Origin of the sequence: Sphingomonas sanguinis (assembly GCF_001476905.1) — a bacterium.
GTDB lineage: Bacteria > Pseudomonadota > Alphaproteobacteria > Sphingomonadales > Sphingomonadaceae > Sphingomonas > Sphingomonas sanguinis_B.
On record NZ_LDTE01000001.1, the window covers coordinates 39,271 to 66,017 of the forward strand.

The window sequence follows — 26,747 nt, forward strand, 5'->3', positions numbered from 1 at the left end:
CTGAACAAAGTGTCCCATTCGGCGCAGCAGGAGCGCATTTCCTCTCATGTTTTCAGGGTCCATACCGGCGCTCGTGACGCCGTTCGACGATCAGGGCGGTCATGTCGGCGGAGCGTTCGACGAAGCGAAATTCCGCGATTTCGTCGAATGGCAGATCGCCGAGGGCTCGACCGCGCTGGTCGCGTGCGGGACGACGGGCGAGGCGGCGACCATGCCCAAGGACGAGCATTTCCATGTCGTCCGCGTCTGCGTCGACCAGGCGCGGGGCCGGGTGCCGGTGATCGCGGGCGCAGGCTCGAACGATACGATCGTCGCGATCGAAAATCTGAAGGCCGCGCAGGAAGCGGGTGCCGACGCCGCGCTGATGGTGCCGCCCTATTACAACCGGCCGAGCCAGGAGGGCATCGCCCTTCACTTCGCCGAACTGGCGAAGAACGCGCCGCTGCCCATCGTGCTCTACAACGTGCCGGGCCGGACCGTGACCGATATCCAGCCCGCGACGCTGATCCGGGTGGTGCAGGCGGCACCCAAGGTCTTTGTCGGCGTGAAGGATGCCAGCGGTGCGCTGGCGCGGGTGTCGCATCATCGCGGCGCGCTGGGCCCGGATTTCTGTCAGCTGTCGGGCAATGACGACCTGGCGCTCGCCTTCAACGCGATGGGCGGGGTTGGGTGTATCTCGGTAACGGCCAATGTCGCGCCGCGTCTGTGCGCCGAGTTCCAGGCGGCGTGTGCGGCGGGCGAGATGGCGCGGGCGCTGGAACTTCACGACCGGCTGTTCCCGCTGCACGAGGCGATGTTTACCGACGCCTCGCCGGGCCCGGTGAAGTACGCGCTCAGCCGCATCCTGCCGCATTTCCCACAAGGCGTGCGCCTGCCCATGACCTGGCCGTCCGAGGCGGCGCGGGTCCAGGTCGACGCTGCGCTGGCTCATGCCGGACTGATCTGACCCGGCCGCGTTTCCGCCGCATTCCTGCGTCAGCATCGCTTCGTCGATGGCGCGAGGGAGCGGCGGCCGATGTGGACGGTAGTGTTGATGGCCTTGCAAGTCGGTGCGGTGGCCGGGCCCGTACTTCCCGCGCCCCGCCGCGCACCCACCACGCGACGCTGCCCGCCCAGCGACAGCGGGGACGACGTGGTGGTGTGCGGACGCTCGCCCGACGCCGATCGCGTCGGCACCATCCCGGACTATTCGCGCCCCTTCACCCTGCCCAAGGCCCGTACCGACATTCCCGGCGTCGGCACGCTATCCGCCGAGACCGAGCAGGCGGGGGTCGGCGGTTTCTCCAGCAACCGGGCGATGATCCGTCTCAAGATCCCGCTCGGCGGTCCGCGCAGGAATTAATCGCAGGCGAAGCGATAGCTGTCGTCCAGCGCCAGCGGCAGGACCAGTGTGCGTAGACCCTGCTGGCGAGAGGCGGCGCACATCGCCTCGCGCGCGCCATTGCTGTTGGTGCGATAGCGGTCGGCATATTCGGCGACGAACACCGGCTTGCCCGCGTCGAGGAACACCGAATAGCCGCCGCATTCGTCATATTCGTGGCATTGTTCGTTGATCGCGAAGTCGAAGGCGGGCTGGAGCAGCGCGAGCTGGTCGGTATCGTTCTTCAGGCCGACGCCGAGCCCCCGGGCATGGGCTTCGCTCGCCAGGAAGCGGTTATAGTCGAGTTGCATCGCGGCGGTCAGGCCCAGGCCGTTGTCATTGGCATAGCCGTCGACATTGTCGGGCTCGACCGCATCGCAGCCCTTGGTCCGGGCGAGATCGAGCCGGGCGGTCATCACCTTTCGCACCGCCGCCGAATCGGTCTTCAACCAGCGTTCGTCGGGCCAACCGCTCAGCACCTTGCCGCGATCCGAACTGGGGATCAGCGCATCGTCGGGCCGCCCTTTTTCCGAGCTGCCCGCCGAGAAATAGCAGACGACCCGGCGACCCTGCCCATGCAGCGCCGCGATGGTAGCGGCATCGGTGGTGAACAGGTCGATGTCATAGACCGCGACGTCGTAGCGCGTGTTGAGCGTCCCGCTGAGCTGCCACTGCCAACTGGTCGCGCGGGCCGGTCGCCACCAGCTGCTGGCGCTGTCGGTCGGGCTGGGCGAAGCAGAGGGTCGGGGCGAGGGCGTCGGCGAAATGATCGGGGAAGGATCTTCGTCGCCGCCGCCGCTGCCGCACGCACTCGCCGTCGCGACGCAAAGCCCCGCCGCCAGACCGCCGATCCATCGTGCGAAGATCGGGTGATTCCGTGTGTTGCCCATAGGTTGGTCATGCGACAGCGTGGCCCGCTTGACCACCGTTGCATCGCGGCTCGCGCCCGGAAACGGGACAGAGCGTCGTGACCGGCTTTTCACGCGGGCTCCAAGCGCCTACATCGGCCCGTCCATGCGCCCGAAACCCCAAACGTTCGACAAGAAGAAGATCGTCGCCGAGAACCGGCGCGCCCGCTTCGATTATGCCATCGAGACCACCTATGAGGCCGGTATCGCCCTGACCGGGACAGAAGTGAAATCGCTTCGCTTCGGCGAGGGATCGATCGCGGAGTCCTATGCCGAGGTGCGCGGCGAGGAGGTGTGGCTGGTCAATTCCAACGTGCCGGAATTCAGCCACGGCAACCGCTTCAATCACGAGGCGAAACGCCCGCGTAAATTGCTCCTTCATGAGCGCGAAATAAACAAGCTCCACGGTGCGGTGGCGCGTGAGGGCATGACCCTGGTGCCACTGATGATCTATTTCAACTCGCGCGGTCGCGCGAAGGTGGAGCTGGCATTGGCGAAGGGCAAGAAGGCGCACGACAAACGCGATTCGATCAAGGAACGTGACTGGAAGCGCGAGCAGGGCCGCATCCTGCGCGATCGCGGCTGATGGCGTCGGCCGTGCCGACCATGTGGGGCCGTTCCATGGCCTGGGTCCGCCGCAACATGCCGACCCGCGAGTCGATGGAGAATAACCGGCTGCTCCGGCCGGTGGCGCACCGCGTCCTTGCGCCCGAACTGTGGCGCTTTACTCGGCGTTCGGTGCCGCGCGGCGTCGCGCTGGGCGTCGTTGCGGGGTTCCTGTTTCCGGTGGCGCAGATCGCCATCGCGGCGGTCTTCGCCTTGCCGTTTCGCGCCAATGTGCCGGTCGCGGCGCTAACGACCTTCATCACCAATCCGCTGACCACCCCGCTTTTGTGGCTGATCGCCTATCGCATCGGTACTTTTCTGTTGCGCAGCGAAACGCCGATCAACACCCAGCCGGTTGCAGAGGCGGCGACGGGATGGCTGCAATGGGCACTGAGCGCGTTTCACTGGCTGTGGGAGCAGGGTCCGGCCTTTGGCCTGGGTCTGTGTGTCCTGACCGCCGGATGCGCGGTGGTGGGCTATCTGGCATCGGCCCTGGGCTGGCGGGTATGGATTGCCCGCAAATGGCGCAACCGTCGGAGATCGCCCGCAATTTGATAGCGGTATCTCGGTTTGGCGTGTCTTTCTAACGGTTTGACTAGGCGTATCGTCTCGCTACAACAGCGCTATCACAATCCTTTTTGGGAATTCAGATGCGCTCTCTGCTGATCGCCGCCCTCCTCACGACCGCCATTTCCCCTGTCGTTGCCCAGACCAAGAACCCCGTCGACAAGGCCGCCGTCGGCCCGGTGAAGCCCAACGCCAAGAATGGCCCCGAAATCGGCGATTTCGGTTTCGACATGGCGGGCCGCGACACGGCGGTGAAGCCGGGCGACGACTTCTTCGATTATGCGAATGGCACCTGGTACAAGGCGACGACGATCCCCGCCGATCGTTCGTCCTATGGCATGTTCCACGTCCTGCAGGATCGCTCGCTGGAGCAGACCCGTACGATCCTGGACGAAGCCACGAAGCAGCCGGGCAACAAGGCCGGTGACTTCTACGCCAGCTTCATGGACGAGGCCGCCGTCAACGCAAAGGGCGTAACCCCGGTCAAGCCCTGGCTGGAGCAGCTCCGCGCGACCAAGGACCGCGACGCGCTGGCGGTCGAAATGGCCAAGCTCCAGCGTCAGGGCGTCGGCTCGCCCTTCGGCGTCTATATCGGTCAGGACGACAAGGCCCCGGATACCTACATCCCTAGCTTCGGCCAGAGCGGCTTGGGCCTGCCCGACCGCGATTATTATCTGAAGGACGACGCCAAGCTGGCGAGCGTACGCACCGCCTATCAGGCCTATCTCGCCAAGATGCTGACTTTGGCGGGCGAGCAGAATGCCGAGGCGCGCGCGGCGGCCGTCTTCAACTTCGAAAAGGCGCTGGCGGGTGTCCACTGGACCCGGATCGAGAGCCGCGACGCCGACAAGACCTATAACAAGTGGACGGCCGCCGACTTCGCCGCCAAGGCTCCGGGCTTTCCCTGGGCGCAATATATGCAGACGATGGGCGTGTCGGGCCGCCCCGCCTATCTGGTCGCGCAGCCCAGCGCGATCACCGGCGAGGCCAAGCTCTACAGCGAAGCGCCGCTGAACGTCCTTCAGGACTATGCGATGCTGAAGGTCCTGCGCAGCTATGCCGGTTACCTGTCGAGCGATTTCGACAAGACGAACTTTGCCTTCTACGGCACCACCCTGTCGGGCACGCCCGAGCAGCAGGCGCGGTGGAAGCGGGGCGTCGGTCTGGTTTCCAACGGCCTGGGCGAGGAAGTCGGCAAGCAATATGTCGCGAAGTATTTCCCGCCGGAATCGAAGGCCGCCGCCGATGCGCTGGTCAAGAACCTGATCTCGGCGATGGGCGACCGTCTGCGCAATCTGGAATGGATGGCGCCTGCGACCAAGCAGAAGGCGCTGGCCAAGCTCGCCGCCTTCACCCCCAAGATCGGCTATCCCGACAAGTGGAAGGATTATTCGGCGCTGCAGATCCAGCGCGGCGACTTGGTCGGCAATGTCGCGCGGGCCAATGCCTTCGAGTATCAGCGGGACCTGAACAAGCTGGGCCAGCCGATCGATCGCGGCGAGTGGTTCATGACGCCGATGACGATCAACGCCTATGCCAACCCGCCGATGAACGAGATCGTGTTCCCGGCGGCGATCCTGCAGCCGCCCTTCTTCGACCCGAAGGCCGATCCGGCGGTCAATTACGGCGGCATTGGCGCGGTCATCGGTCACGAGATCAGCCACCATTTCGACGATCAGGGCCGCAAGTATGACGCGACCGGCAAGCTGACCGACTGGTGGACGCCGCAGGACGTAGCCCGTTTCAAGACCTTCACTGATGCGCTGGTGAAGCAGTATGACGGTTACGAACCGCTGCCCGGCCAGCATGTCCAGGGCGAACTGACGCTGGGCGAAAATATCGCCGATCTGGCGGGTCTGACCGTGGCGCTTGACGCTTATCACAAGTCGCTGGGCGGCAAGCCCGCGCCGATCATCGACGGGACGACGGGCGACCAGCGCTTCTATTTTGGCTGGGCGCAGGTCTGGCGGACCAAGTGGCGCGAACCGGCGCTGCGTCAGGCGCTGCTGTCCGATCCGCACTCGCCGGGCCATGAGCGCGTGCTGACGGTGCGCAACCTGGACCCCTGGTATGCGGCGTTCGGCGTCAAGCCGACCGACAAGATGGCGCTGACGCCGCAGCAGCGCGTCCGCATCTGGTGATGGCATGAACAAGGCTCCCCGGCGACGACCGGGGAGCCGCTTTTTTGTTTCGGAGAGAATGATGAAGAGCATGGCCATCGCCGCGCTATTGGGCGCGACCGCGATCACCGGTGCCGTGGCGCTGAACGCGCAGACCAGCCCCGCCGCCTCGAAGGGCCCGACCTATGGGCGGTTCGGTTTCGATGAAAAGGGCATGGACAAGTCCGTCCGCCCCGGCGACGACTTCTATGCCTTTGCCAATGGCGAATGGGCAAAGACCACCGCGATCCCGGCCGACAAGTCCAGCTATGGCGCGTTCGACAAGCTCGCCGACCTGTCGCGAGAGCGGACCCACACCATTCTGGAACAGGCCAAGGGCCAGCGGAACCAGATCGGCACCGCCTATGCCACCTATCTCGACACCGCCGCGATCGAGGCCAAGGGACTAGCGCCCATTCAGCCCTGGCTGAACCGGATCAAGGGGCTGACCGACAAGTCGGGCTATGCCGCCTTGCTGGCCGAGGCGGATCGCAATGGGGTCGGTATCCCCTTCGGTTCGGGTGTCGGGCAGGATGCCCGCCAGCCCAATCTCTACACCGTTGGTTTGCGTCAGAGCGGTCTGGGGATGCCGGACCGCGATTATTACCTCAGCAACGATCCCAAGATCGCCGCCCAGCGCGCGGCCTATCAGGCCCATTTGGCCAAGATGCTGACCATGGCGGGCGAGCCGGATGCCGAGGCGCGCGCCCAGGCGGTCGTCGCCTTCGAGACGGAGATCGCCAAGGTCCACTGGACCCGGATCGACAGCCGCGACCGGACCAAGACCTATAACAAGATGACCGTGGCCGATCTGGCGAAGAGCGCGCCCGGCTTCGACTTCGCAACCTATTTGAAAGGCGTGGGCACGCCGGTCGATACGCTGGTCGTCGCGCAGCCGACGGCGGTGACGGGCATCGCCGCACTGATCCAGTCGACGCCGATCGCGGTGTTGAAGGACCAGTTGCTGCTCCGCTCGCTCGACGAGTTCGCCGATGTCCTGCCCGCCCAGTTCGATCGCGAGCAGTTCGCCTTTTACGGCACCGTCCTGTCAGGCACACCGCAGCAGCAGGAACGGTGGAAGCGTGCCGTGGACTTCACCAGCAGCGCGCTGTCCGATGAGGTGAGCAAGGTCTACGTCGCGCGTTATTTCCCGCCCGCGACGAAGCTGGCCGCCGATGCGCTGGTGAAGAACGTCCTGGCCGCGATGGGCAAGCGTATAGAACAGCTCGACTGGATGGCGCCCGAGACCAAGGCGAAGGCGCATGCCAAGCTGGCCGCCTTCACGCCCAAGATCGGCTATCCCGATCGCTGGAAGGATTATTCGGGACTGAAGATCGTCTCCGGCGACGCGTTCGGCAACGCGCTGCGCGCCGCGCAGTGGCGGCATGAGGAGAATATCGGCCATCTCGGCAAGCCGATTCAGCGCTGGGAATGGGGCATGACCCCGATGACGGTCAACGCCTATGCCAATTTCGGCATGGTCGAGATCGTGTTCCCGGCCGCCATCCTGCAACCGCCCTTCTTCGATCCGAAGGCCGATCCGGCGGTCAATTATGGCGGTATCGGCGCGGTGATCGGTCACGAACTCAGCCATCATTTCGATGACCAGGGATCGAAGTTCGATGCCAAGGGCCAGCTGACCGACTGGTGGACGCCCGCCGATGTCACGGCGTTCAAGGCCCGGACGGGCGCGCTGGTGAAGCAGTATGACGCCTATGAGCCGCTGCCCGGCCTGCATGTGAAGGGGGCGCTGACGCTGGGCGAGAATGTCGCCGATCTGGCCGGGCTGTCGGTCGCCTATGACGCTTATCACGCGTCGTTGAAGGGTAAGGCCGCGCCGGTGATCGATGGCTTCACCGGCGACCAGCGCTTCTATCTGGGCTGGGCGCAAGTGTGGCGGCGCAATTATCGCGAAGCCAATCTGCGCAACCGCCTGCTGACCGATCCGCATTCCCCGTCGCAGCAGCGTGCCTGGGTCGTCCGCAATCTCGACCCCTGGTACGGTGCCTATAGCCCCAAGCCCAGCGACAAGCTGTATCTGACGCCCGAGCAGCGCGTCCGTATCTGGTAAAACTCCGTAACCCCGCCACGGGGCCGGGCGCAGGATCGCGCTTGACCCGTGGCGGGTCGCCGGATGAAGAGTTTCGTCATGGCGATCGCGTCCTCAGAAAGGTTTAATCCCGTCCGCCTCGCGGGCCTCGTCTCGATCGCCAGCGGGGCGGGGGCGGCGGCGTTGCTGTTCGTCGCCATCCGCAGCTGGATCGTCGCGGCAGGGTTTCTTGCTGCGGCACTTCTCGTTTTCGGGGTGATCTTGACCTGGCGATTGCTGACGCCGCGGGTCGAGCAGACACGCCGCAGCGTCGACTGGGATTTCGCGCGTGTCGTGGCGGATGCCAGCCATGATGCGATCGCCGTCACCGACCGGGCCGGGCGGCTGGTCTGTGCCAATGACGCCTATGCCTCGCTGTTCCCGATGATGCCGACTCCCCCGGGCGTGCCGCTGGATGCGCCCAGCGTCGAGGCCTTGGCCCAGGCCGGGCGGACCGCCTGGCGCGATGGGCTGGGGCGTGCCGACCGGATCGCGGTGATGGGCACCGAACTGTCGGTGCTGGTGACGCGCGCGGGCGATGAAGCCGATCTGCTCGTCTGGCGCTTCGCGGTGGCCGACGAACAGGATTTGGCCGAGACGGTCGAGCGGCTGATCGGCGGCATTCATGGCGACCGGCTGGGGACCGCCGGGATCATGGCTGCGCTGATCGCACCCGATGGCCGGGTGCGCGCGGCCAATCGCGTGCTCTGTGCTCGCGCGATGGGCGGTGAGATGCTGTCGATCGTCGGCCGCGATTTCGCGACGTTCCTGGCGCATGACACGGGCGGACAGGTGCGTTTTGCCGCCGAACTAGGCAAGGCCGAGGGGCGTCCCCTTCGTGTCCTGCAAATTCCCTTTGTTGAGGGGGAGGGCGCGCCGATGCTGGTCGTCCTGCTCGACGAAGACGAGCCGCTGGTCGCCCCCGCAGGCGCCAATGCGGGTAGCCATGTGCGGGGCCTGGTATCGCTCATGCCCTTCGGCATCGCGCTGGTCGATCGGGACGGTCGGTTCATCCAGATGAACTCCGCCTTCATGCGCGCGGCGGGCGTAGCGGGCGGTACGCCGCCGCTCTATCCGGGTGATCTGGTGGTGCGCGAGGACAAGGCGGCGGTGGCGGATGCGATTCGCCGCTTTGCCGGGGGCGCAACGCATTCGGCCGATATGGCGGTTCGCCTGAAGGATCACCCGGAGGAGCCCGTCGCGCTCACCATCGCGGGGGCGCGGGGGCTGGGCGAGGCGGCGGTGCTGCTCAGCCTGAAGGACAATTCCGAGGAAAGCCGCCTGAAGCGCGAAGTGGCGCAGGCCACCAAGATGCAGGCGGTCGGCCAGCTGGCGGGCGGCGTCGCGCATGACTTCAACAATATCCTGACCGCGATCATCGGGCATTGCGACCTGATGCTGATGCGACATTCGCCGGGCGACAGCGACTATGACGACATCCAGCAGATCCGCACCAACTCCAACCGCGCCGCCAGCCTGACGCGCCAGCTGCTCGCCTTCTCGCGACAGCAGACGTTGCGCCCGCAAATCCTGCAACTACCCGACGTCGTGTCGGAGGTGTCGAACCTGCTCAAGCGGTTGCTGGGCGAACGGGTAAGGCTGGACGTCAGCCATGGCCGCAATCTGGGGCCGATCCGCGCCGATCCGGGGCAGTTGGAGCAGGTGGTCGTCAACCTCGCAGTCAACGCGCGCGACGCGATCCTGGACAATGAACCGGTGGGCGGCGGCATCCTGACCATCCAGACGCGTGCCGTTTCGATGGCGGACGTCCGCGCGATGGGCAACGATATCCTGCCCGCCGCCGATTATACGGCGCTGACCATCAGCGACAACGGCACCGGTATCCCGGCGGAGATCCTGCCCAAGATTTTCGAGCCCTTCTTCACGACCAAGGAATTGGGTAAGGGCACCGGCCTGGGCCTGTCGACCGTCTACGGCATCATCAAGCAGTCGGGTGGCTATATCTTCGCCGATTCTCCGCCAAGCGGGGGCGCGAAATTTTCCATCTATCTGCCGGTCCACGCCGCCCCCGCGCTGCCTGCTGCCCGGACGAGCCCGGAAAAGCCCGCCGCGCGTGCCGCAAGCCATTGGGGCACGGGCACCATCCTGCTGGTCGAGGACGAGGATATGGTGCGCGCGGTGGCCGAGCGCGCCTTGTCGCGGCAGGGCTATACCGTGTTGGCCGCCGAGAATGGCGAGGCGGCGCTCGAAATGCTCGACAAGCATGGCAAGCCAGACCTGCTGATTTCCGATGTGGTGATGCCGACCATGGATGGCCCGACGATGGTCGGCCATGTCCGCAAACGCTATCCCGACCTCGCGGTCCTGTTCATGTCGGGCTATGCCGAGGAGCAACTGCGCAAGTCGATCACGCTGCCCAATGTCGGTTTCCTGCCCAAGCCCTTCTCGGTCCAGCAACTGGCGGAAGCGACTCAGTCGGCGCTGACGCAAGGCACCGGCGCCGATACATCATCGGAACAAGCTGCTGGCGGATGGCGTAAAGCATGATATGGCGGTGGCGATGACAGAGCCCGTGCAGATCCTCATCGTCGAGGACGAACCCCTGATCGCCATGATGCTCGAGGATTTCCTGGATGTCCTCGACAAACAGGTCGCAGGGACCGTGGACAGCGTAGACGATGCTTTGGCGCGTGTGGCCGAAGGCGGCATCGACGCGGCGATCCTTGACGTCAACCTGCGCGGCGGCCAGAAGAGCACGCCGGTCGCCGAGGCGCTGGCCGAACGCGGTGTCCCCTTTGTCTTCGCCACTGGCGGCTCGGACGATGCGGTGGACGAGCGTTTCCGCGACCGCCCACGCCTGCAAAAGCCGTTCACCATGGACGGCGTGGCCAAGGCGCTGAGCGCACTCTAGATACCGGTGATCGCGCGGTCGAACGACCGTCGGTGCTGCAATTTGCGAAATTTGCTTGCGTCAAAGGCCCGTCTCGCGACATAGGCCTGCGCCATGACACGCCAATTCGACAAGTCCCGCCTGCCGTCCCGCCACGTCTCCGTCGGACCGGAGCGCGCGCCGCACCGCAGCTATTATTACGCCATGGGTATCCAGGAAGAAGATATCGCCAAGCCGTTCGTCGCGCTAGCGAGCGCTGGCAACAACTCGGCCCCCTGCAATACGACGCTCGACGCGCAGGCCGATGCCGCGCAGGGCGGCGTGATCCGTGGCGGCGGTATGCCGCGCCGGTTCAACACCATCACGGTGACCGACGGCATCGCCATGGGCCACCAGGGTATGAAGTCCTCGCTGGTCAGTCGCGAGGTCATCGCCGATTCGGTTGAGCTGTCGGTGCGTGGCCACTGCTATGATGCGCTGGTCGGCTTTGCGGGCTGTGACAAATCGTTGCCGGGCATGATGATGGCGATGCTGCGCCTGAACGTGCCATCGATCTTCGTCTATGGCGGATCGATCCTGCCAGGCCGTCACCAGGACCGCGACGTGACCGTGGTCGACGTGTTCGAGGCGGTGGGCCAGCACGCGGCGGGCAACTGCCCGCTCCATGACCTAATTGCGCTGGAAAAGGTCGCCTGTCCCGGCCACGGCGCCTGCGGGGGCCAGTTCACCGCCAACACCATGGCGTGCGTCGGCGAGGCGATCGGCCTGTCGCTACCAAATAGCAACATGATGCCAGCGCCCTTCCTCGATCGCCACGGCATTGCCGAGGCGGCGGGCGAACAGGTGATGGAGCTGGTCGCGCGCAACCTGCGTCCGCGCGATATCTGCACCCGCGAGGCGTTCGAGAATGCCGCCCGCGTGGTGGCTGCCACCGGCGGCTCGACCAATGCCGGTCTCCACCTGCCGGCGATGGCGAACGAGGCGGGGATCGACTTCGACCTGTTCGACGTGGCCGAAATCTTCAAGACCACGCCCTATATCGCCGACCTGAAGCCGGGTGGTCGTTATGTCGCCAAGGACATGTATGAGGCGGGCGGCGTCTATATGCTGATGAAGACGCTGTTGGCGGGCGGGTTCCTGCACGGCGACTGCATGACGGTGACGGGCAAGACGCTGGCCGAGAATATCGACGAGGTGACGTGGAACCCCGACCAGAAGGTCATCTACGACGTCAAGACGCCGATCACGCCGACCGGCGGCGTCGTGGGCTTGCGCGGCAGCCTGGCGCCCGAGGGAGCCATCGTGAAGGTCGCGGGCATGAAGCGCCTGCAGTTCGAGGGCACGGCGCGGGTCTTCGATTGTGAGGAAGAAGCCTTCGCCGCCGTCGAGGCGCGCGAGATTACCGACGGCACCGTGGTCGTCATCCGCTATGAGGGACCGAAGGGCGGCCCCGGCATGCGCGAGATGCTGTCGACCACGGCGGCGCTCTACGGTCAGGGGCTGGGCGAGAAGGTCGCGCTGATCACCGATGGCCGCTTCTCGGGCGGTACGCGCGGCTTCTGTATCGGTCATGTCGGACCCGAGGCGGCGGATGGCGGTCCGATCGCACTGGTCGAGAATGGCGATGCCATTCGCATCGATGCCGAGGCGGGCACGATCGACCTGCTGGTCGAACCTTCCGTGCTGGACGAGCGCCGTGCGCGCTGGACCCCGCGCGTGAACGATTACCAGTCCGGCGTGTTGTGGCGCTATGCCCAGAATGTCGGCCCCGCGCATCAGGGCGCGGTCACCCATCCCGGCGCCAAGTCCGAGCGCCATGTCTATGCGGACATCTGATGTCCGCTGGCTGGCCGGTGCCCTGGCACTGGCCGGCTGTTCGGGCGGGCAGGGAGATGAGCAGACGGCGGCCGCCAACACGTCGTCCGCACCGCAAAATCCCGGCCTCGCCATCGAATGCGCGCTGTCGGGCGCACAGAATTTTGCGCGGGACTGCACCGTCGAACAGTCCGCCTCTGCGGACGGAGCGATCCTGACGGTACGGCATCCCGATGGCGGGTTCCGGCGACTTCGGGTGGCGCAGGACGGACGCGGCGTTGCTGCCGCCGACGGCTCGGTACCGGCGCAGGTTCGGGTCGCCGGTGACAATCAGATCGAAGTTCAGCTGGGCGATGACCGCTACCGCCTGCCAGCGACAGTCGGAACGCCATGATCCCGATCCATGGCCAGCCCGTCCTGACCGCCGCGGCGATGCGGGCCGCCGAGCAGGCGGTAATGACGCAGGGCGTGTCCGAAGCGACGCTGATGGACCGGGCGGGCCGTGCCATCGCCCAGGCCGTGGCCCGTCTGGCCGCCGGGCGCGAGATATTGGTCCTGTGTGGGCCGGGGAATAATGGCGGTGACGGCTATATCACCGCCGCCCGATTGCGCGAGCAGGGTCATAAGGTGCGAGTCGCGGCACTGGCCGAACCGCGAAGCGAGGGATGTCGGCGTGCGGCTGAGCTATGGGGCGGAGCGGTGGCATCGCTCGACGAAGTGGAACCAGCGCCCGTCTTGGTCGACGCGCTGTTCGGCACCGGCCTGTCACGCGGATTGGAGTCAGTGACTGAGCAAAGCCTTGCCCGGCTCGCGGAGGCGGCTTGGCTCCGCATCGCCGTCGATCTGCCCAGTGGTATCGCCACGGACACCGGTCGGCTGCTGAGCGAGGTGCCGCGCTTCGACGTCACCCTGGCGCTGGGCGCGGTGAAGCCGTCGCATCTCCTCCAACCCGCCGCAGGTCGCATGGGCGAAGTCCGCCTTCTGGACATCGATGTGCCGAGCAGCGGCGCGGTTCGGGTCATGGCGGCACCCGCTTTGCCCAGCCCGGATGCCCACTCGCACAAATATAGCCGGGGGATGGTCGCGGTCGTCGCGGGCAGCATGTCGGGTGCGTCCGAACTGGCGGCGATGGCGGCGGCACGGGCAGGCGCGGGCTATGTGCTGTTGCTCGCCTCCGATGTCACGAGTGGACCGGTACGGCCCCACTCGATCGTGCGACGCGACTTTAATCTGGATGCGTTGGCGGACGACCGGATCGGTGCGGTTGCGATCGGCCCCGGCCTGGGCCGTGACGACGATGCACGGCGACGTCTGGGCGCGGCGCTGGGCAGCGGACGGCCGTTGGTGATCGACGGCGATGCGCTGCGTCTGGTCGAGACGGAGGAGCTGGCCGCGCATGTCGGCTCCAAGATCCTGACCCCGCATGGCGGCGAGTTCACCCATCTCTTCGGCGGCATGAAGACCGACAAGCTGACCGCGACGCTTGACGCCGCCCGCCGATCGAACGCCATCGTGGTCCATAAGGGCGCGGATACGGTGATCGCCGCCCCCGATGGTCGCGCGATCCTTTGCCCGGAGGCGAGCCCCTGGCTTTCCACCGCCGGCACGGGTGACGTGCTTGCGGGCGCGGTGGCTGCAATGCTGGCGGCGGGCCTCGAACCGCTGGCAGCGGCGGAGGCGGGCGTATGGCTTCATGCCCAGGCCGCGCGGGTCTGCGGGAAGGCTTTCATCGCGGACGACTTGGCAGACGCGCTTTCCGCCGTCAGAGGCTGACGCCATGAGCGACATCATCATCCGCGTTGCCGCCCGAGGCGACGGCGTGACCGCGAACGGCCGCCATGCCGCCTTTGCTGCCCCCGGCGACACGCTGTCCGAGGACGGCCGCGTCACGCCCGGCCCGCATCACCAGACACCGCCATGCGGCCATTTTCCGCGCTGTGGCGGGTGCCAGCTCCAGCATCTGGACGATGAAAGCTATGCTGGATTCGTGACCGATCGAGTCGCCTCCGCGCTCGATGCGCAAGGGCTGACCGCGCCGCTGCGCCCGACCCATGTCTCGCCGCCGCACAGCCGCCGCCGCGCGACGCTCCATGCCGAGCTCAAGGGCGGCCGCGTCCTGATCGGCTTTTCGGAGGAAAAGAGCCACGCCATCGTCGACCTGGCGGAATGCCATATCCTCGACCCGCAGCTTTTCGCGCTGGTCGCGCCGTTGCGCACACTGCTCCAGCGACTGGGGTTCAAGCGGCGCGGCGACATCCATCTGACGCTGGCCGATCAGGGCGCGGATGTGCTGGTCACCGGCTTTTCCCCCGACGGGCTGGAAGCCGCCGAGGCGATCATCGGCTTTTGTCAGCGGCACGGTGTCGCACGCTTCGCGGTCGATGACGGGCTCGGCCCGGAAACCCGCTGGGAGCCGGAGCCGGTGACGGTCACGCTGGGCGGGGTGGGCGTACCCTTGCCGCCGGGCTCCTTCCTGCAAGCGACGCGCGATGGAGAAGCGGCGCTGGTCGCCGCCGTGCGCGACGCCGTGGGCCAGCCGCGCACGACCGCCGACCTGTTCGCCGGGCTCGGCACCTTCGCCTTGGCGCTGCCCGGCAAGGTCTATGCCGCCGAGGGTGCGCGCGATGCGATCCTGTCGCTGAAGGGCGCAGCGAATGCGACCGGGCGCATGGTGTTCGCCGAGCATCGCGACCTGTATCGCCGTCCGCTGACCAAGGCGGAACTCGACCGGTTCGATGCGATCGTCCTCGACCCGCCGCGCGCGGGGGCCCGCGACCAGGCCGAGGCGCTGGCCGAGGCGGAGGTCGGCGCAGTCGCCTATGTCTCGTGTAATCCGGCGAGCTTCGCGCGCGATGCCAAGGCGATGGTCGAGCATGGCTGGCAACTCGACTGGGTGCAGCCGGTGGGGCAGTTCCGCTGGTCGACTCATGTCGAACTGGCGGCGCGTTTCTCGCGTCAGCCTTCGTCCGGGTAATCGGCCGCCACGAAGAACAGCCCGTCCGACGGCGCGTTCAGCCCCAGCTGCGCGCGGTCCCGGGCGTTGAGCGCCGCTTCCACATCGTCGGGCGACCAGCGACCCATGCCGACCAAGGCCAGACAGCCGACCATCGAACGCACCTGATGGTGGAGGAACGAGCGGGCGGCGGCGCGGATATACAGCCGCGCGCCCTCCCGCTCGACCGATAGCAGGTCCAGCGTCCGTACCGGACTGTCCGCTTGGCAGTGCACCGAGCGGAAGGTGGTGAAGTCGTGGCGCCCGACCAGCCGCGCGGCGGCATCGGCCATCGCGCCTTCGTCCAGCGGCTGCGGCACCTGCCAGGCCTGTCCCGCCTCATGGGTCAGCGGCGCGCGGCGGTTGACGATTCGATATTCGTAGGACCGACGGATGCAGGAGAAGCGGGCGTGCCAGTCGTCCGGCACCGTCATGCAGTCGAGCACGGCCACCGGGTTCGGCCTGATTCGCGCGTTGATCGCCTCCATCAGGCGAAAGGGCGCGATATCCTTGCCGATGTCGACATGGGCGCGCATTGCCAGTCCGTGCACCCCCGCGTCGGTGCGTCCCGCCGCATGGACGGCGGTGCGCTCGGCCGTCACGGCATGGACGGCATCCTCCAGCGCTTGCTGGACGCTCGGCCCATGCGACTGGCGCTGCCAGCCCATGAAGGGCCGCCCGTCAAACTCCACAGTCAGCGCAAATCGCGTCAAAGCCGCGTTCCCGCCGGAATGGGGAAGCCGCGCAGCAGGTCTTGCGCGCTGGATACGCCGCGCCCGGCGCGCTGAACCGTCAGCGGGCGCAGCGCGCCTTCGCCACAGGCGATTGTGAGATGTTCGTCCAGCACTTCACCCGCCGCGCCCTTCGCGTCGATCGGTTCGGCGGACAGGATCTTGATCCGTTCGCCCTGAACCTCGAACCAAGCACCCGGCACAGGCTGGAAGGCGCGGACCTGGCGTTCCAGCTGGGCGGCGGATTGCTTAAAGTCCAGCCGCGTCTCGGCCTTGTCGATCTTGGCGGCATAGGTGACGCCATCCTGGGGCTGGGGGCGGGGCGGATAGCGATCCGGGTCGGCCAGGACCTGGACCATCAGCCTGGCCCCCATTTCGGCCAGTTCGTCGGTCAGCTCGCCCGTGGTCTTGCGCCCGACAGGCGTAGAGCCCTCCAGCCGCACCGGTCCGGTATCGAGGCCCGCTTCCATTTGCATGATACCGACGCCGGTCACGACATCGCCTGCCAATATGGACCGCTGGATCGGCGCGGCCCCCCGCCACCGGGGCAGCAGCGAGCCATGGACGTTCAGGCAACCCAGGCGCGGCGCGTCCAGGATCGGTTGCGGCAGGATCAAGCCATAGGCCGCGACGACCGCGACATCGGCCCCGAAGTCCGCAAACCGCGCCTGCTCCTCGGCGACACGTAGCGATACGGGCGTCAGGACCGGGATGCCCAGGCTTTCCGCCGCCTGCTGCACGGGCGAGGGCACCAGTTGCCGTCCGCGACGCCCGCCGGGACGCGGTGGCTGGCTATAGCTGGCGACGACATCATGCCCGGCCTCGACCAGTGCGTGCAGGACCGGGACGGCAAAGCCCGGCGTACCCATGAAGATGATCCGCATGACGCGTCCTCTCCCCGCTGGCGGGACGGCGCGCAACCCCCTATCTGTTCGTCATGGCATCCCCCGAGATCGAGGCGCTGACCCAGGCGCTGGCGCGTATTCCTGGCCTTGGCCCCCGATCGGCACGTCGCGCGGTCCTGCATCTGCTCAAGAAGCGTGAGGCAGCGCTGAGCCCGTTGCTGGCCGCGCTGAGCGCGGTCGAGGAGCGGCTAGAGACCTGTTCGACCTGCGGCAATATCGACACGGCAAACCCGTGCGCGATCTGCGCCGACCCTAGGCGGGATGCGGGGGCGCTGTGCGTCGTGGAGGAGGTCGCCGACCTCTGGGCGTTGGAGCGGTCGCGGCTGTTTCCGGGCCGTTTCCATGTTCTGGGCGGCCGTCTCTCTGCGCTGGAGGGCGTGCGGCCCGAGGATCTCAGCATCGACGCGCTGGTCCGCCGGATCGAGGGCGGCGGGGTGGACGAAGTGGTCCTTGCGATGAACGCGACGCTGGAGGGCCAGACCACAGCGCATTATATCGCCGAGCGGATCGAGCGCTTCCCCGTGCGGGTCACGCAGTTAGCCCACGGCCTGCCGGTCGGCGGCGAACTCGATTATCTCGACGAAGGGACGCTGGCCCAGGCGCTGCGGGCGCGGCGGCCGGTCGTCTGATCCGCTGGCTTGACGGTTTGGGCCACTGACCGTAGCGAAACCGCCATGGCCATTCTTCCCATCGTCGAAGTTCCCGACCCCCGCCTGCGTCTCGTCTCCAAGCCCGTCGAGACCGTGGACGATAGCGTCCGCCAGCTCGTCTCCGACATGATCGAGACGATGTACGACGCGCACGGCATCGGCCTGGCTGCGATTCAGGTTGGCGTCGATCAGCGTATCCTCGTCATCGACCTGCAGGAGGAAGAGGATGAGGAAGGCAAGCCGGTCAAGAACCCCAAGGCCTATATCAACGCCGAAATCCTGTCGGTCAGCGAAGAGCTGTCGACCTATAATGAGGGCTGCCTGTCGATCCCCGAGCAATATGCCGAGGTGAAGCGGCCCGCGACGTGCCAGGTCAAGTGGCTGGACGAAAAGGGCGAGGCGCATGAGGCCGAGCTCGACGGTCTGCTCGCCACCTGCATGCAGCATGAGATTGACCACCTGAACGGGGTGCTGTTCATCGATCATGTCAGCCGACTGAAGCGCGACATGCTGATGCGCAAGCTGACCAAGCTCCGTAAGGGCTGAGCCCAGCTAACCGTTGCGTTTTGCGAAGCCGGTCGAATAGCCTTGTTCGACCGGCTTCGTTCGTTCTATGTTCCGACCTGTTTCCCGTATCTGACAGGTTGTTGAAATGCCCGAATTGATCGCCGTCGCGCTGCTCGCCCTATTGCTGGGGGGCATGGTCGGTTGGCTGGCCGCGCGGCGTAAGGCCGATGGGCTGGCGGCCGAACTGGCTACCGCGACGACCCGCGCCGCCGAGGTCGAGCCGCTGCGCGCAGCTCGCGAGGCGGCGGAGCGGGAACGCACCGATGCGCTGCAGGCGCTGGCCGAGCTGCGGGGCCGGGCGGCCGATCTCGATGTGATCCGGGCAGCGCGCGATGCCGTCGAGGCGGAGCGCAACACGGCGTTACGCGAGATCGCTGAGCTGCGGGCGCGGGCGCAGGAGCGCGAGACCGCCTATGCCCAGACGCTGGAGGCGCTGGGGCAGGCACGCGAGCAGATCAACGCCCAGTTCGGTGAGGCCGCCGCCCGCGCGCTGGAAGTCGCCCAGCGCCAGTTTCTGGAGCGGGCCGAGGCGCGGTTCCGTCAGTCGGAGGAAGCCTCGGGCCAGACGCTCAAGGCCTTGCTCGACCCGGTGCACCAGCGGCTCCAGCGTTACGAGGAAGGGGTGCGCAAGGTCGAGGACGAGCGCCGCGATGCGTTCGGCGAGTTGAAGGGCCAGATCGAGGCGATGCGGATCGGCCAGGAACGTGTCTCGGGCGAGGCGGCCAAGCTGGTCAATGCGCTGCGCAACGCCCCTAAGGCGCGGGGGCGCTGGGGCGAGCAGCAGCTTCGCAACGTCCTGGAAACCTGCGGCCTGTCCGAACATGCCGATTTCCAGACCGAGGTCAGCGTCGCGGACGGCGAAGGCGGACGTCTTCGTCCCGATGCGATCGTGCGCGTTCCGGGGGGCAAGGCGCTGGTGATCGATGCCAAGGTCTCGCTGAACGACTATCAGGATGCGTTCGGCGCGGTCGATGAGGCCGATCGGCAACTGGGGCTGTCGCGCCATGCCGCGGCGATGCGCGCGCACGTCAACGGGCTGGGTAACAAGAGCTATTGGAACCAGTTTGAGGACGCGCCCGACTATGTGATCATGTTCGTACCGGGCGAGCATTTCCTGTCGGCGGCGTTGGAGCATGATCCGACGCTGTGGGACTTCGCGTTCGACAAGAAGGTTCTGCTGGCGACGCCTACGAACCTCATCGCCATCGCTCGGACCGTCGCCGCCGTCTGGCGCCAGGAAAAGCTGGCGCAGCAGGCGCACGAGATCGGCGTGCTCGGCAAGGAGTTGTTCGGCCGCCTGTCGGTCATGGGCGGGCATGTCGCGAAGCTGGGTAAGAATCTCGATACGGCGATGACCGCGTATAATGCCTTTGTCGGCAGCCTGGAGAGCAATGTCCTGACCAGCGCCAAGCGCTTCGAGGCGCTGAACATCGATACGGGCGGCAAGACGATCGAGTCGCCACCGCTCATCGAACAGTCGGTGCGTCCGCTGACCAAGCTGATGCCGGTAGCGGAACTCACCGACGCGGCCGAGGTGGCGGAGTAACGCCCTACGTCCTGACGGAGTGGCGGGTCGCCATCTCCGTCAGGATCGAGTGATATCGTTCAGCCCGCCTTCACGCCACCTTGTTGGGCCAGAACTTCATAGGCCATGACCGCCGTCGCGACCGCCGCGTTCAGGCTGTCCGCCTTGCCCAGCATCGGGATCTTCACCAGCGTGTCGCACGCGGCGGCATAGTCGTCGGGCATCCCCTGCGCCTCGTTACCGGTCAGCAGGAAGGTCGGCGCGGTATAATGCGCCGCGCGATAGTCCGAGTCGGTGTCCAGGCTGAGCCCCACCAGCTGGCCCGGCCCCTGCCTCAGCCAGTCGAGAAAAGGCTGCCACTCGGTCCGCACGATCGGCACGGTAAACAAAGCGCCCATGCTGGCGCGCACCGCCTCGACGGAGAAGGGATCGACGCACTCACCGATCAGGATCAGGCCGCCCGCGCCTACCGCATCGCCGGTGCGCACGATCGTGCCCAGATTGCCCGGATCGCGCAGGCGTTCGGCGACCAGCCAGATACCGGCCTTGCTGCGATCGAGATCGTCCAGCGTGACCGCGAATTCCTCGAACACGCCGACGACCGCCTGGGGATTGTCCTTGCCCGACAGCTTGGACAGGATATCGGGCGTCGTCTCGATCGCCTCACCCTCGGCGGCCTCGACCGCCTTGACCAGATCGCGGACGAGCGGGTGATTGGCAGAGGGCCTGGCGTAGAACAGAAGGTGCGGCAGCCGCCCCGTCTCGCGCGCCTCGGTCAGGATGCGCAGGCCCTCGGCCAGGAACTGGCGCGCCTGCTTGCGGTGGCGCTTGTCGCGCAGGTCGCGAGCCCACTTGATCAGCGGGTTGGAATAAGCCGTAATCTCACGAGGCATCAGTCTTCGCCGAACTTCGCTTCCACGAGCGCGACCAACGCTTCGACCGTCTCTCCCGCGCCATCGCCCGCCGCACTGATCGTGATGGTGTCACCCATGGCGGCACCCAGCATCATCAGGCCCATGATCGACGTGCCGGTCACCGTGCTGCCATCCTTGGCCACGCGCACCTCGCAGGGCTGGGTAGACGCGAGGGTGACGAACTTGGCGCTGGCGCGGGCATGGAGGCCACGGCGGTTGGTGATGAGGACGGTGCGGCTCTGCTCCGTCATGCGGCGGCCTCGCCCAGCACTTCGGAGGCGACCGAGATATATTTGCGACCCGCTTCGCGCGCAGCGGCGACGGCGTCGACGACCTGCATCGACTTGCGCGCCGATCCCAGGCGGATGAGCATGGGCAGGTTCATGCCCGCGATCACCTCGACCCGGCCCCGCTCCATCAGCGAGATGGCGAGGTTGGAGGGCGTGCCGCCGAACAGGTCGGTCAGCACGATCACGCCGCGCCCGGCATCGACGGTGGCGATGGCGGCAGCGATGTCGGCGCGCCGCTCCTCCATGTCATCCTCCGGCCCGATCGCGATGGTGGCGATCCGCTCCTGCGGACCGACCACATGTATCATCGCGGTCACGAACTCATCGGCGAGCCGCCCGTGCGTCACCAGAACCAGACCGATCATGTCAGACACGCATATCCATCATTGCTTGGCCGGCCCGGCTTCCAGAGAGTCTTTCGGCACGGCACTCAAATCACGATGTACCACCGTGGGCGAAAATCCGCCTTTGCGCAACCGTCCCGCGATCCGTTCGGCGACATGGACCGAACGATGTCTCCCGCCGGTACAGCCGATGGCGATGGTGATGTAGGATTTTCCGCTGGCGATATAGCGCGGGACCAGCGTGTCGAGCAGCGTCTCGATCTGGCCCACGGCGGTCTCATAAGCAGGATCGCGGCGGATATAGTCGATCACGCCCTGATCCAGCCCCGTGCCCGGGCGGAGCTCGGCCGACCAGTGCGGATTGCGCAGGAACCGCATGTCGAACACCAGATCGGCGTTGCGCGGCAGCCCCTTGGAGAAACCGAAGGACATGACGGTCAGCACCGGTTCGCTCAGCCCCTCGACCGCGTAATTGGCGCGCAGCCATTGGCCCAGGTCGTTGCTGGTCATGTTAGTCGTGTCGAGCAGCCGGTCGGCCATGTCGCGAACCGGGGCAAGCAATGCCCGCTCATGCGCGATTCCGTCATCGGCCGATCGGTCCATCGCGAGGGGATGGCGGTGGCGCGTCTCGGCATAGCGCCGCTTCAGCTCCGCGCCGCCGCAATTCAGGAACAGCGTCTCGATCGCCAGATTGGGGCTTTCGTTTAGCCGCCGGATGCTCTGCGTGATCTGGTTGGGAGCAAAGTCGCGGGTGCGTACGCCGATGCTGATCGCCAGCGGCCGGTTCTTGCCCTCCATGCCACGGGGCGGTGCGGCCTCCAGCAGCCCGTCGAGCAGGAATAGCGGCAGGTTGTCGACCACCTCCCAGCCGAGATCCTCCAGCGTCTTCAACGTCGTCGATGTGCCCGCACCGGACATGCCGGTGACCAGCAGGATACGTTTTCGGTCCATTATGGGCGTTCCTTAAGGCACGATACCAGAAGTTCGACCTTGATCGGGGCCGAAGCGGGCAAGGGGACAAGGCTATAGACGGGGATTGTGACGCCCGCGATCACGGTTTCGCGAGGCTCGGGCAGCCGCTCTTCCCCTTCGATCTCGCTGACCAGACGGATGGCGAGCCCGATCGTCGCGGTCGGGCGATGGGGCAGGGGCATGATGCCCACCCCGCGCACTTCGATCCGTCCCGCGATCCGGTCCGGCACGACGACTTGCAGGCTGCCATCGACTTGTCGAGCGTGGAGATAATCGTCGCCGATCAGCGTCGCGCCGCGATCGATCAGCCGCAACGCCAGATCGGATTTGCCTGCGCCCGACGGACCGAGCAGAAGCACGCCGGTCTCGCCGATCGCGACGGCGGTCGCGTGGATCAACTCCGGCTCTTGCGGCCCCGTCATGCACCGACCGCCAAGGGAAGCCGCACGACGAAGCGGGCACCGCTCAACCGGTCTTCGCGCGACTCGACATGGATGCGGCCCTGATGCGCCTCGACGATGGTCCGCGCGATGGCGAGGCCCAGGCCGGAATGCTGGCCGAAATCCTCGCTGCTGGGGCGGATCGAATGGAAGCGTCGGAAGATCGCCTCGCGCGCTTCTTCCGGCACGCCGGGGCCTTCATCCTCCACCCGGACAACGACATCCTCCTGCTCGCGCGCCAGGCTGATCGCCACGACGGCGTCGTCGGGGGAGAAGGACAGGGCGTTGACGATCAGGTTCTCGAACACCCGCTCCAGCCGTGCGCCTTCGCCTGCGATGATAGCGGGGCCCGGTTCGGTCGAGTCGAAACGCAGGCGGATGCCCCGTTCGACCCCGCGCGCCTCTCGCTGAGAGATCAGGCCTGCCAGCAAGGCGTGAAGATCGACAGGATCGAACTTGGCGCGGCTGAGCTGTGCGTCCAGTCGCGAGGCATCCGAAATGTCGGTGATCAGCCGGTCCAGCCGCCGCACATCGTCGCGCACGATCGCCAGCAATTGGGCCTGGAGATCGGGGTCGTGGACCGTCTCCAGCGTGTCGACCGCCGAGCGCAGCGACGCCAGCGGATTCTTCAACTCATGCGTGACATCGGCGGCAAATGCTTCGGTGGCGTCGATCCGGGCGCGCAGGGCCAGGCTCATGTCGGATAGCGCGCGCGCCAGCATCCCCAGCTCGTCCCGCCGATCGGGCAGGCGGGGCACCACGACCTCGCGAGCCCGCCCCAGCCGGACCCGCACCGCCGCACGGGCAAGGCGACGGAGCGGCCGGACGATCGTCCTAGCGAGAAACAGTGACAGCAGGACCGATATGAGCGCAACGAGTGCCAGCAACACGCTCAGGCGGAACCGCTCGATCCGTACCGTCTCGGTGATGAAGCGGGCATTTTCGGTCGCCATGATCGTGCCGCCGCCGGGCAGGGGGGCGGCCGCGGTGATGACGGGGGTCCGGTCGGGCGCACGCCAGACCGAGGCAGACACGCGCCCCTCACGCGCCAGCCGCACGTCGGGCCATTCCGCGCCGCCGCGTCGCTCGCGATAGAGCGGAGGCCGCGCTGCACCGACCACCGTGTCGATCCCGGCGTCCAGGAAGCGGGCGATCACCTGCCCCCAATCCTGCTTGTCGGGATCGCGCAGCACGACATTGCGGATGCCGAGCGCGCGGCTGTCCGCGACCAGGCTGCCTTTGGCATCGAACAGCCGGATGCGCCCGCCCGTATCGCGCGCCAGCCGCATCACCAGCACATCGCGCTCCTCGCTCCGCACCGAGGTCAGCGCCTCGCCCATCAGCCGCACTTCGCGCAGCGACTGGGCAACCCGGTTGTCGAGCAGCCGGGTACGATAGCTGTCGAGATAGAAGAACCCGCCTGCCAGCAGCAGCAGCGCAAAGATGTTGATCGCCAGAATCCGCTGCGTCAGCGAAATCTGGCCCGACCAGCGTAACGCCAGGTCGGGGGCTTCACTCCTCGGAGAATCGGTAGCCGGCGCCATAGAGCGTCTCGATGGCGTCGAATTCGGGGTCTACCTGCCGGAACTTGCGGCGCAGGCGTTTGATGTGGCTGTCGATGGTGCGGTCGTCGACATAGATGTCGTCCTGATAGGCGGCATCCATCAACTGGTTGCGGGTGCGCACGATGCCGGGGCGCTGGGCCAGCGTTTCCAGGATCAGGAATTCGGTGACGGTCAGCGTCACCGGCTCCCCCTTCCACGTCACGCGATGCCGCGCCGGGTCCATCGCCAGCGCGCCGCGTGTCAGCGGTCCCTGCGCATCGGCAGCGGGCGTCCCCTGCGGCGTGCCGACATATTCCGACCGGCGCAGGATGGCACGGATGCGCGCGATCAGCAGGCGCTGGGAGAAGGGCTTGGCGATATAGTCGTCCGCGCCCATCGCCAGGCCCAGCGCCTCGTCCAGCTCGTCGTCCTTGCTGGTCAGGAAAATGACCGGGATCTGGCTCTTCTCGCGCAGGCGGCGAAGCAGCTCCAGCCCGTCCATGCGCGGCATCTTGATGTCGAAGATCGCCAGGTCGGGCGGATTGTCGGTCAGCGCCTTCAACGCGGCCTCGCCATCGGCATAGACGCGGGTCACGAAGCCCTCCGCCTGAAGCGCGATCGACACCGAGGTCAGGATGTTCCGGTCGTCATCGACCAGCGCGATGGTTGCGGTCATGCGATCAACCCCAGAGCCCTGTCATGCGAAGGAACCGCCATAAGCGTCGGTTAGGCCAAAGTGAGACACGGCTCAACCATCTTCGCGTTCGGAGCTGTTTGACGTGTTAAACAAATCGGCTATGGAACCGGTCAACGCATACGTATTCGCATGCGCTGGATAGGGCCGGGCGACCATGACCCGGGCGGCTTGGGGAATGAGGAAACTCTTATGAACGAACGGATTCCTGAGATCGGTTTGCAGGCGCAAGGCATCGAGACCCGGGCGACGCTGCACTGGAACCTGGTCACCGCACGACTGATCGAAACCGCCGTCGCGCGCGGCGAGGGCAAGCTGTCGGCGGACGGTCCGCTGGTCGTCGAGACGGGCGAGCATACCGGCCGGTCGGCGCAGGATAAGTTCATGGTTCGCGACGATGAGACCCGCGATACGGTCTGGTGGGGCAAGACCAACAAGCCGATGAGCCCGGACGATTTCGCCGCGCTGAAGGCCGATTTCTTCGCGGCGTTGGGCCAGAAGGAAGACCTGTTCGTCCAGGACCTCTATGGTGGCTCGCAGCTCGAGCACCGCGTCCGCGTCCGCGTGGTGACCGAGCTGGCCTGGCATAATCTGTTCATCCGCACGATGCTGGTCCGGCCGGAAGAGCATGAGCTGCGCAAGTTCGTCGCGGACTATACCATCATCGATCTTCCCAGCTTCCGCGCCGACCCGGCGCGTCATGGCTGCCGGTCCTCGACCGTCATTGCGGTGAACATGACCGAGAAGCTGATCCTGATCGGCGGGACGCGCTATGCGGGCGAGATGAAGAAGTCGGTTTTCGGCCTGCTCAACTATCTGCTGCCGACGACCGGCGTGATGCCAATGCACTGTTCGGCCAATATGGGCTCGGACGGATCGACGGCGGTGTTCTTCGGCCTGTCGGGCACGGGCAAGACGACCCTGTCGGCCGATGCCAGCCGCACGCTGATCGGCGACGACGAGCATGGCTGGTCGGACACGGCGGTCTTCAATTTCGAGGGCGGCTGCTATGCCAAGATGATCCGCCTTTCACCCGAGGCGGAACCGGAAATCTTCGCGACCACCAAGCGGTTCGGCACCGTGCTGGAAAATGTCGTGATGGACTCGGTCACGCGCCAACTCGACCTGAACGACAACAGCCTGGCCGAGAATAGCCGCGGCGCCTATCCGATCGACTTCATCCCCAATGCGTCCAAGGACAATATGGGGGGTGTGCCGCGCAACATCGTGATGCTGACGGCGGACGCGTACGGCATCCTGCCGCCGATCGCGAAGCTGACGCCCGAACAGGCGATGTACCATTTCCTCTCGGGCTATACCGCACGGGTTGCTGGCACCGAGATCGGCGTGACCGAGCCGGATGCGACCTTCTCGACCTGTTTCGGGGCGCCGTTCATGCCGCGTCATCCTTCGGTCTATGGCAATCTGCTGAAGGAGCGTATCGCCAAGGGGGGTGTCGATTGCTGGCTGGTCAACACCGGCTGGACCGGCGGCAAGTATGGCGTCGGCCACCGCATGCCGATCAAGGCGACCCGCGCGCTACTGAATGCCGCGCTCGACGGCAGCCTGAACCAGGCCGAGTTCCGCACCGATCCGAATTTCGGCTTCCAGGTGCCGGTCGCGGTTCGGGGCGTCGATCCCGCGATCCTGAACCCGCGCGACACCTGGGCGGATAAGGCCGCCTATGACGCGACGGCGGCCAAGCTGGTCGATCTGTTCAACGAAAACTTCCAGCAGTTCGCCGAGCATGTCGACGAAGGCGTCCGCGCGGCGGCGCCCAAGGTGGCGGTCACGGGCTAAGGCTGGTCAGGGGAAAGCGTTCTG

The 26,747-nt window shown here is 66.4% G+C and carries 26 protein-coding genes; 16 read left to right on the forward strand and 10 right to left on the reverse strand.

The window, feature by feature from the left end:
* Positions 1 to 46 precede the first annotated feature (46 nt).
* Complete coding sequence (gene dapA / locus SB4_RS00195) at positions 47 to 946, forward strand: 4-hydroxy-tetrahydrodipicolinate synthase (RefSeq protein WP_058750908.1); 900 nt, start codon at positions 47 to 49, stop codon at positions 944 to 946.
* An 87-nt stretch (positions 947 to 1,033) separates the two neighbouring features.
* Positions 1,034 to 1,342 carry a hypothetical protein gene (locus SB4_RS00200; protein ID WP_193753702.1) on the forward strand — a complete coding sequence of 103 codons (309 nt, stop codon included), beginning with the start codon at positions 1,034 to 1,036 and terminating at the stop codon, positions 1,340 to 1,342.
* Here the strand turns inward: SB4_RS00200 and SB4_RS00205 are convergent.
* Positions 1,339 to 2,250: an endo alpha-1,4 polygalactosaminidase gene (locus SB4_RS00205; protein WP_058750910.1), complete on the reverse strand. Its 912-nt coding sequence runs from the start codon at positions 2,248 to 2,250 to the stop codon at positions 1,339 to 1,341. The two genes, SB4_RS00200 and SB4_RS00205, sit on opposite strands and share 4 nt — an antisense overlap.
* A gap of 124 nt (positions 2,251 to 2,374) precedes the next feature.
* Between SB4_RS00205 and smpB the strand changes: the two genes are divergently transcribed.
* The 10 genes from smpB (at position 2,375) to SB4_RS00255 (ending at position 15,329) form a co-directional block, all read left to right on the forward strand.
* Positions 2,375 to 2,854: an SsrA-binding protein SmpB gene (gene smpB, locus SB4_RS00210; RefSeq protein ID WP_007403364.1), complete on the forward strand. Its 480-nt coding sequence runs from the start codon at positions 2,375 to 2,377 to the stop codon at positions 2,852 to 2,854.
* A complete protein-coding gene (locus SB4_RS00215; protein ID WP_193753703.1) occupies positions 2,854 to 3,429 on the forward strand; it encodes a DUF2062 domain-containing protein in 576 nt (191 codons plus the stop codon). Before smpB ends, SB4_RS00215 begins: the two co-directional genes overlap by 1 nt.
* Before the next feature lie 95 nt (positions 3,430 to 3,524).
* Entirely contained in the window at positions 3,525 to 5,582 is a 2,058-nt protein-coding gene (locus tag SB4_RS00220) for a M13 family metallopeptidase (protein WP_058750911.1), read from the forward strand.
* 61 nt (positions 5,583 to 5,643) lie between these two features.
* Positions 5,644 to 7,671: a M13 family metallopeptidase gene (locus SB4_RS00225; RefSeq protein ID WP_058751022.1), complete on the forward strand. Its 2,028-nt coding sequence runs from the start codon at positions 5,644 to 5,646 to the stop codon at positions 7,669 to 7,671.
* Between the two features lie 78 nt (positions 7,672 to 7,749).
* Entirely contained in the window at positions 7,750 to 10,197 is a 2,448-nt protein-coding gene (locus SB4_RS00230; RefSeq protein ID WP_058751023.1) for a hybrid sensor histidine kinase/response regulator, read from the forward strand.
* A 13-nt stretch (positions 10,198 to 10,210) separates the two neighbouring features.
* A complete protein-coding gene (locus tag SB4_RS00235) occupies positions 10,211 to 10,561 on the forward strand; it encodes a response regulator (RefSeq protein WP_058716919.1) in 351 nt (116 codons plus the stop codon).
* 93 nt (positions 10,562 to 10,654) lie between these two features.
* Positions 10,655 to 12,376 (forward strand): dihydroxy-acid dehydratase, encoded by a 1,722-nt coding sequence (gene ilvD, locus SB4_RS00240; RefSeq protein WP_058750912.1) that lies wholly within the window; start codon positions 10,655 to 10,657, stop codon positions 12,374 to 12,376.
* On the forward strand, positions 12,363 to 12,749 hold the full coding sequence (locus tag SB4_RS00245; protein WP_058750913.1) for a hypothetical protein: 387 nt from the start codon (positions 12,363 to 12,365) through the stop codon (positions 12,747 to 12,749). Before ilvD ends, SB4_RS00245 begins: the two co-directional genes overlap by 14 nt.
* Positions 12,746 to 14,128, forward strand: coding sequence for a bifunctional ADP-dependent NAD(P)H-hydrate dehydratase/NAD(P)H-hydrate epimerase (locus SB4_RS00250; RefSeq protein WP_058750914.1), 1,383 nt, complete (start codon positions 12,746 to 12,748; stop codon positions 14,126 to 14,128). Before SB4_RS00245 ends, SB4_RS00250 begins: the two co-directional genes overlap by 4 nt.
* 4 nt (positions 14,129 to 14,132) lie before the next feature.
* On the forward strand, positions 14,133 to 15,329 hold the full coding sequence (locus tag SB4_RS00255) for a class I SAM-dependent RNA methyltransferase (protein ID WP_058750915.1): 1,197 nt from the start codon (positions 14,133 to 14,135) through the stop codon (positions 15,327 to 15,329).
* On the opposite strand, the gene truA is transcribed toward SB4_RS00255, so the two are convergent.
* Positions 15,311 to 16,060 carry a tRNA pseudouridine(38-40) synthase TruA gene (gene truA / locus SB4_RS00260; RefSeq protein ID WP_058750916.1) on the reverse strand — a complete coding sequence of 250 codons (750 nt, stop codon included), beginning with the start codon at positions 16,058 to 16,060 and terminating at the stop codon, positions 15,311 to 15,313. The two genes, SB4_RS00255 and truA, sit on opposite strands and share 19 nt — an antisense overlap.
* A complete protein-coding gene (fmt, locus tag SB4_RS00265; RefSeq protein ID WP_058750917.1) occupies positions 16,057 to 16,962 on the reverse strand; it encodes a methionyl-tRNA formyltransferase in 906 nt (301 codons plus the stop codon). The genes truA and fmt overlap by 4 nt, the downstream gene beginning before the upstream one ends.
* A gap of 53 nt (positions 16,963 to 17,015) precedes the next feature.
* Here fmt and recR point away from each other — a divergent pair, with 53 nt between their 5' ends.
* From recR to SB4_RS00280, 3 genes are all read left to right on the forward strand, one after another.
* Positions 17,016 to 17,612: a recombination mediator RecR gene (gene recR, locus SB4_RS00270; protein WP_058716879.1), complete on the forward strand. Its 597-nt coding sequence runs from the start codon at positions 17,016 to 17,018 to the stop codon at positions 17,610 to 17,612.
* Between the two features lie 45 nt (positions 17,613 to 17,657).
* Positions 17,658 to 18,179, forward strand: a complete 522-nt coding sequence (gene def, locus SB4_RS00275) for a peptide deformylase (RefSeq protein ID WP_058750918.1) — start codon at positions 17,658 to 17,660, stop codon at positions 18,177 to 18,179.
* A gap of 106 nt (positions 18,180 to 18,285) precedes the next feature.
* The gene (locus tag SB4_RS00280; protein ID WP_058750919.1) at positions 18,286 to 19,746 is read left to right on the forward strand and encodes a DNA recombination protein RmuC; all 1,461 of its coding nucleotides are present in this window, start codon (positions 18,286 to 18,288) and stop codon (positions 19,744 to 19,746) included.
* A gap of 59 nt (positions 19,747 to 19,805) precedes the next feature.
* Here the strand turns inward: SB4_RS00280 and SB4_RS00285 are convergent, their stop codons facing one another.
* The 7 genes from SB4_RS00285 to SB4_RS00315 are packed head-to-tail and all read right to left on the reverse strand — an operon-like array spanning position 19,806 to position 24,905.
* Positions 19,806 to 20,618 carry a TrmH family RNA methyltransferase gene (locus SB4_RS00285; RefSeq protein WP_058750920.1) on the reverse strand — a complete coding sequence of 271 codons (813 nt, stop codon included), beginning with the start codon at positions 20,616 to 20,618 and terminating at the stop codon, positions 19,806 to 19,808.
* Entirely contained in the window at positions 20,618 to 20,890 is a 273-nt protein-coding gene (locus SB4_RS00290) for an HPr family phosphocarrier protein (protein ID WP_058750921.1), read from the reverse strand. Before SB4_RS00290 ends, SB4_RS00285 begins: the two co-directional genes overlap by 1 nt.
* Positions 20,887 to 21,294 carry a PTS sugar transporter subunit IIA gene (locus SB4_RS00295; protein WP_042482384.1) on the reverse strand — a complete coding sequence of 136 codons (408 nt, stop codon included), beginning with the start codon at positions 21,292 to 21,294 and terminating at the stop codon, positions 20,887 to 20,889. The genes SB4_RS00290 and SB4_RS00295 overlap by 4 nt, the downstream gene beginning before the upstream one ends.
* Positions 21,295 to 21,312: 18 nt before the next feature.
* On the reverse strand, positions 21,313 to 22,224 hold the full coding sequence (rapZ, locus tag SB4_RS00300; RefSeq protein ID WP_058750922.1) for an RNase adapter RapZ: 912 nt from the start codon (positions 22,222 to 22,224) through the stop codon (positions 21,313 to 21,315).
* A complete protein-coding gene (locus SB4_RS00305; protein WP_058750923.1) occupies positions 22,224 to 22,667 on the reverse strand; it encodes an HPr kinase/phosphorylase in 444 nt (147 codons plus the stop codon). Before SB4_RS00305 ends, rapZ begins: the two co-directional genes overlap by 1 nt.
* Complete coding sequence (locus tag SB4_RS00310; RefSeq protein WP_058750924.1) at positions 22,664 to 24,229, reverse strand: sensor histidine kinase; 1,566 nt, start codon at positions 24,227 to 24,229, stop codon at positions 22,664 to 22,666. Before SB4_RS00310 ends, SB4_RS00305 begins: the two co-directional genes overlap by 4 nt.
* Positions 24,198 to 24,905: a response regulator transcription factor gene (locus SB4_RS00315; RefSeq protein ID WP_058716887.1), complete on the reverse strand. Its 708-nt coding sequence runs from the start codon at positions 24,903 to 24,905 to the stop codon at positions 24,198 to 24,200. Before SB4_RS00315 ends, SB4_RS00310 begins: the two co-directional genes overlap by 32 nt.
* 210 nt (positions 24,906 to 25,115) lie before the next feature.
* Here SB4_RS00315 and SB4_RS00320 point away from each other — a divergent pair, with 210 nt between their 5' ends.
* Positions 25,116 to 26,723, forward strand: a complete 1,608-nt coding sequence (locus tag SB4_RS00320) for a phosphoenolpyruvate carboxykinase (protein ID WP_058750925.1) — start codon at positions 25,116 to 25,118, stop codon at positions 26,721 to 26,723.
* The last annotated feature ends 24 nt before the right edge of the window (positions 26,724 to 26,747 follow it).

Bases quoted from the DNA above. Each gene is read 5' to 3' on its own strand.
- SB4_RS00315 (WP_058716887.1), bottom strand. From the start codon at position 24,905: ATGACCGCAACCATCGCGCTGGTCGATGACGACCGGAACATCCTGACC.
- SB4_RS00310 (WP_058750924.1), bottom strand. From the start codon at position 24,229: ATGGCGCCGGCTACCGATTCTCCGAGGAGTGAAGCCCCCGACCTGGCG.
- recR (WP_058716879.1), top strand. From the start codon at position 17,016: ATGGCATCCCCCGAGATCGAGGCGCTGACCCAGGCGCTGGCGCGTATT.
- SB4_RS00245 (WP_058750913.1), top strand. From the start codon at position 12,363: ATGCGGACATCTGATGTCCGCTGGCTGGCCGGTGCCCTGGCACTGGCC.
- SB4_RS00280 (WP_058750919.1), top strand. From the start codon at position 18,286: ATGCCCGAATTGATCGCCGTCGCGCTGCTCGCCCTATTGCTGGGGGGC.
- ilvD (WP_058750912.1), top strand. From the start codon at position 10,655: ATGACACGCCAATTCGACAAGTCCCGCCTGCCGTCCCGCCACGTCTCC.
- SB4_RS00250 (WP_058750914.1), top strand. From the start codon at position 12,746: ATGATCCCGATCCATGGCCAGCCCGTCCTGACCGCCGCGGCGATGCGG.
- SB4_RS00290 (WP_058750921.1), bottom strand. From the start codon at position 20,890: ATGACGGAGCAGAGCCGCACCGTCCTCATCACCAACCGCCGTGGCCTC.
- SB4_RS00220 (WP_058750911.1), top strand. From the start codon at position 3,525: ATGCGCTCTCTGCTGATCGCCGCCCTCCTCACGACCGCCATTTCCCCT.
- SB4_RS00200 (WP_193753702.1), top strand. From the start codon at position 1,034: ATGGCCTTGCAAGTCGGTGCGGTGGCCGGGCCCGTACTTCCCGCGCCC.
- SB4_RS00225 (WP_058751022.1), top strand. From the start codon at position 5,644: ATGAAGAGCATGGCCATCGCCGCGCTATTGGGCGCGACCGCGATCACC.
- fmt (WP_058750917.1), bottom strand. From the start codon at position 16,962: ATGCGGATCATCTTCATGGGTACGCCGGGCTTTGCCGTCCCGGTCCTG.
- SB4_RS00215 (WP_193753703.1), top strand. From the start codon at position 2,854: ATGGCGTCGGCCGTGCCGACCATGTGGGGCCGTTCCATGGCCTGGGTC.
- SB4_RS00255 (WP_058750915.1), top strand. From the start codon at position 14,133: ATGAGCGACATCATCATCCGCGTTGCCGCCCGAGGCGACGGCGTGACC.
- SB4_RS00205 (WP_058750910.1), bottom strand. From the start codon at position 2,250: ATGGGCAACACACGGAATCACCCGATCTTCGCACGATGGATCGGCGGT.
- dapA (WP_058750908.1), top strand. From the start codon at position 47: ATGTTTTCAGGGTCCATACCGGCGCTCGTGACGCCGTTCGACGATCAG.
- SB4_RS00230 (WP_058751023.1), top strand. From the start codon at position 7,750: ATGGCGATCGCGTCCTCAGAAAGGTTTAATCCCGTCCGCCTCGCGGGC.
- smpB (WP_007403364.1), top strand. From the start codon at position 2,375: ATGCGCCCGAAACCCCAAACGTTCGACAAGAAGAAGATCGTCGCCGAG.
- SB4_RS00295 (WP_042482384.1), bottom strand. From the start codon at position 21,294: ATGATCGGTCTGGTTCTGGTGACGCACGGGCGGCTCGCCGATGAGTTC.
- SB4_RS00285 (WP_058750920.1), bottom strand. From the start codon at position 20,618: ATGCCTCGTGAGATTACGGCTTATTCCAACCCGCTGATCAAGTGGGCT.
- def (WP_058750918.1), top strand. From the start codon at position 17,658: ATGGCCATTCTTCCCATCGTCGAAGTTCCCGACCCCCGCCTGCGTCTC.
- SB4_RS00235 (WP_058716919.1), top strand. From the start codon at position 10,211: ATGACAGAGCCCGTGCAGATCCTCATCGTCGAGGACGAACCCCTGATC.
- SB4_RS00305 (WP_058750923.1), bottom strand. From the start codon at position 22,667: ATGACGGGGCCGCAAGAGCCGGAGTTGATCCACGCGACCGCCGTCGCG.
- SB4_RS00320 (WP_058750925.1), top strand. From the start codon at position 25,116: ATGAACGAACGGATTCCTGAGATCGGTTTGCAGGCGCAAGGCATCGAG.
- rapZ (WP_058750922.1), bottom strand. From the start codon at position 22,224: ATGGACCGAAAACGTATCCTGCTGGTCACCGGCATGTCCGGTGCGGGC.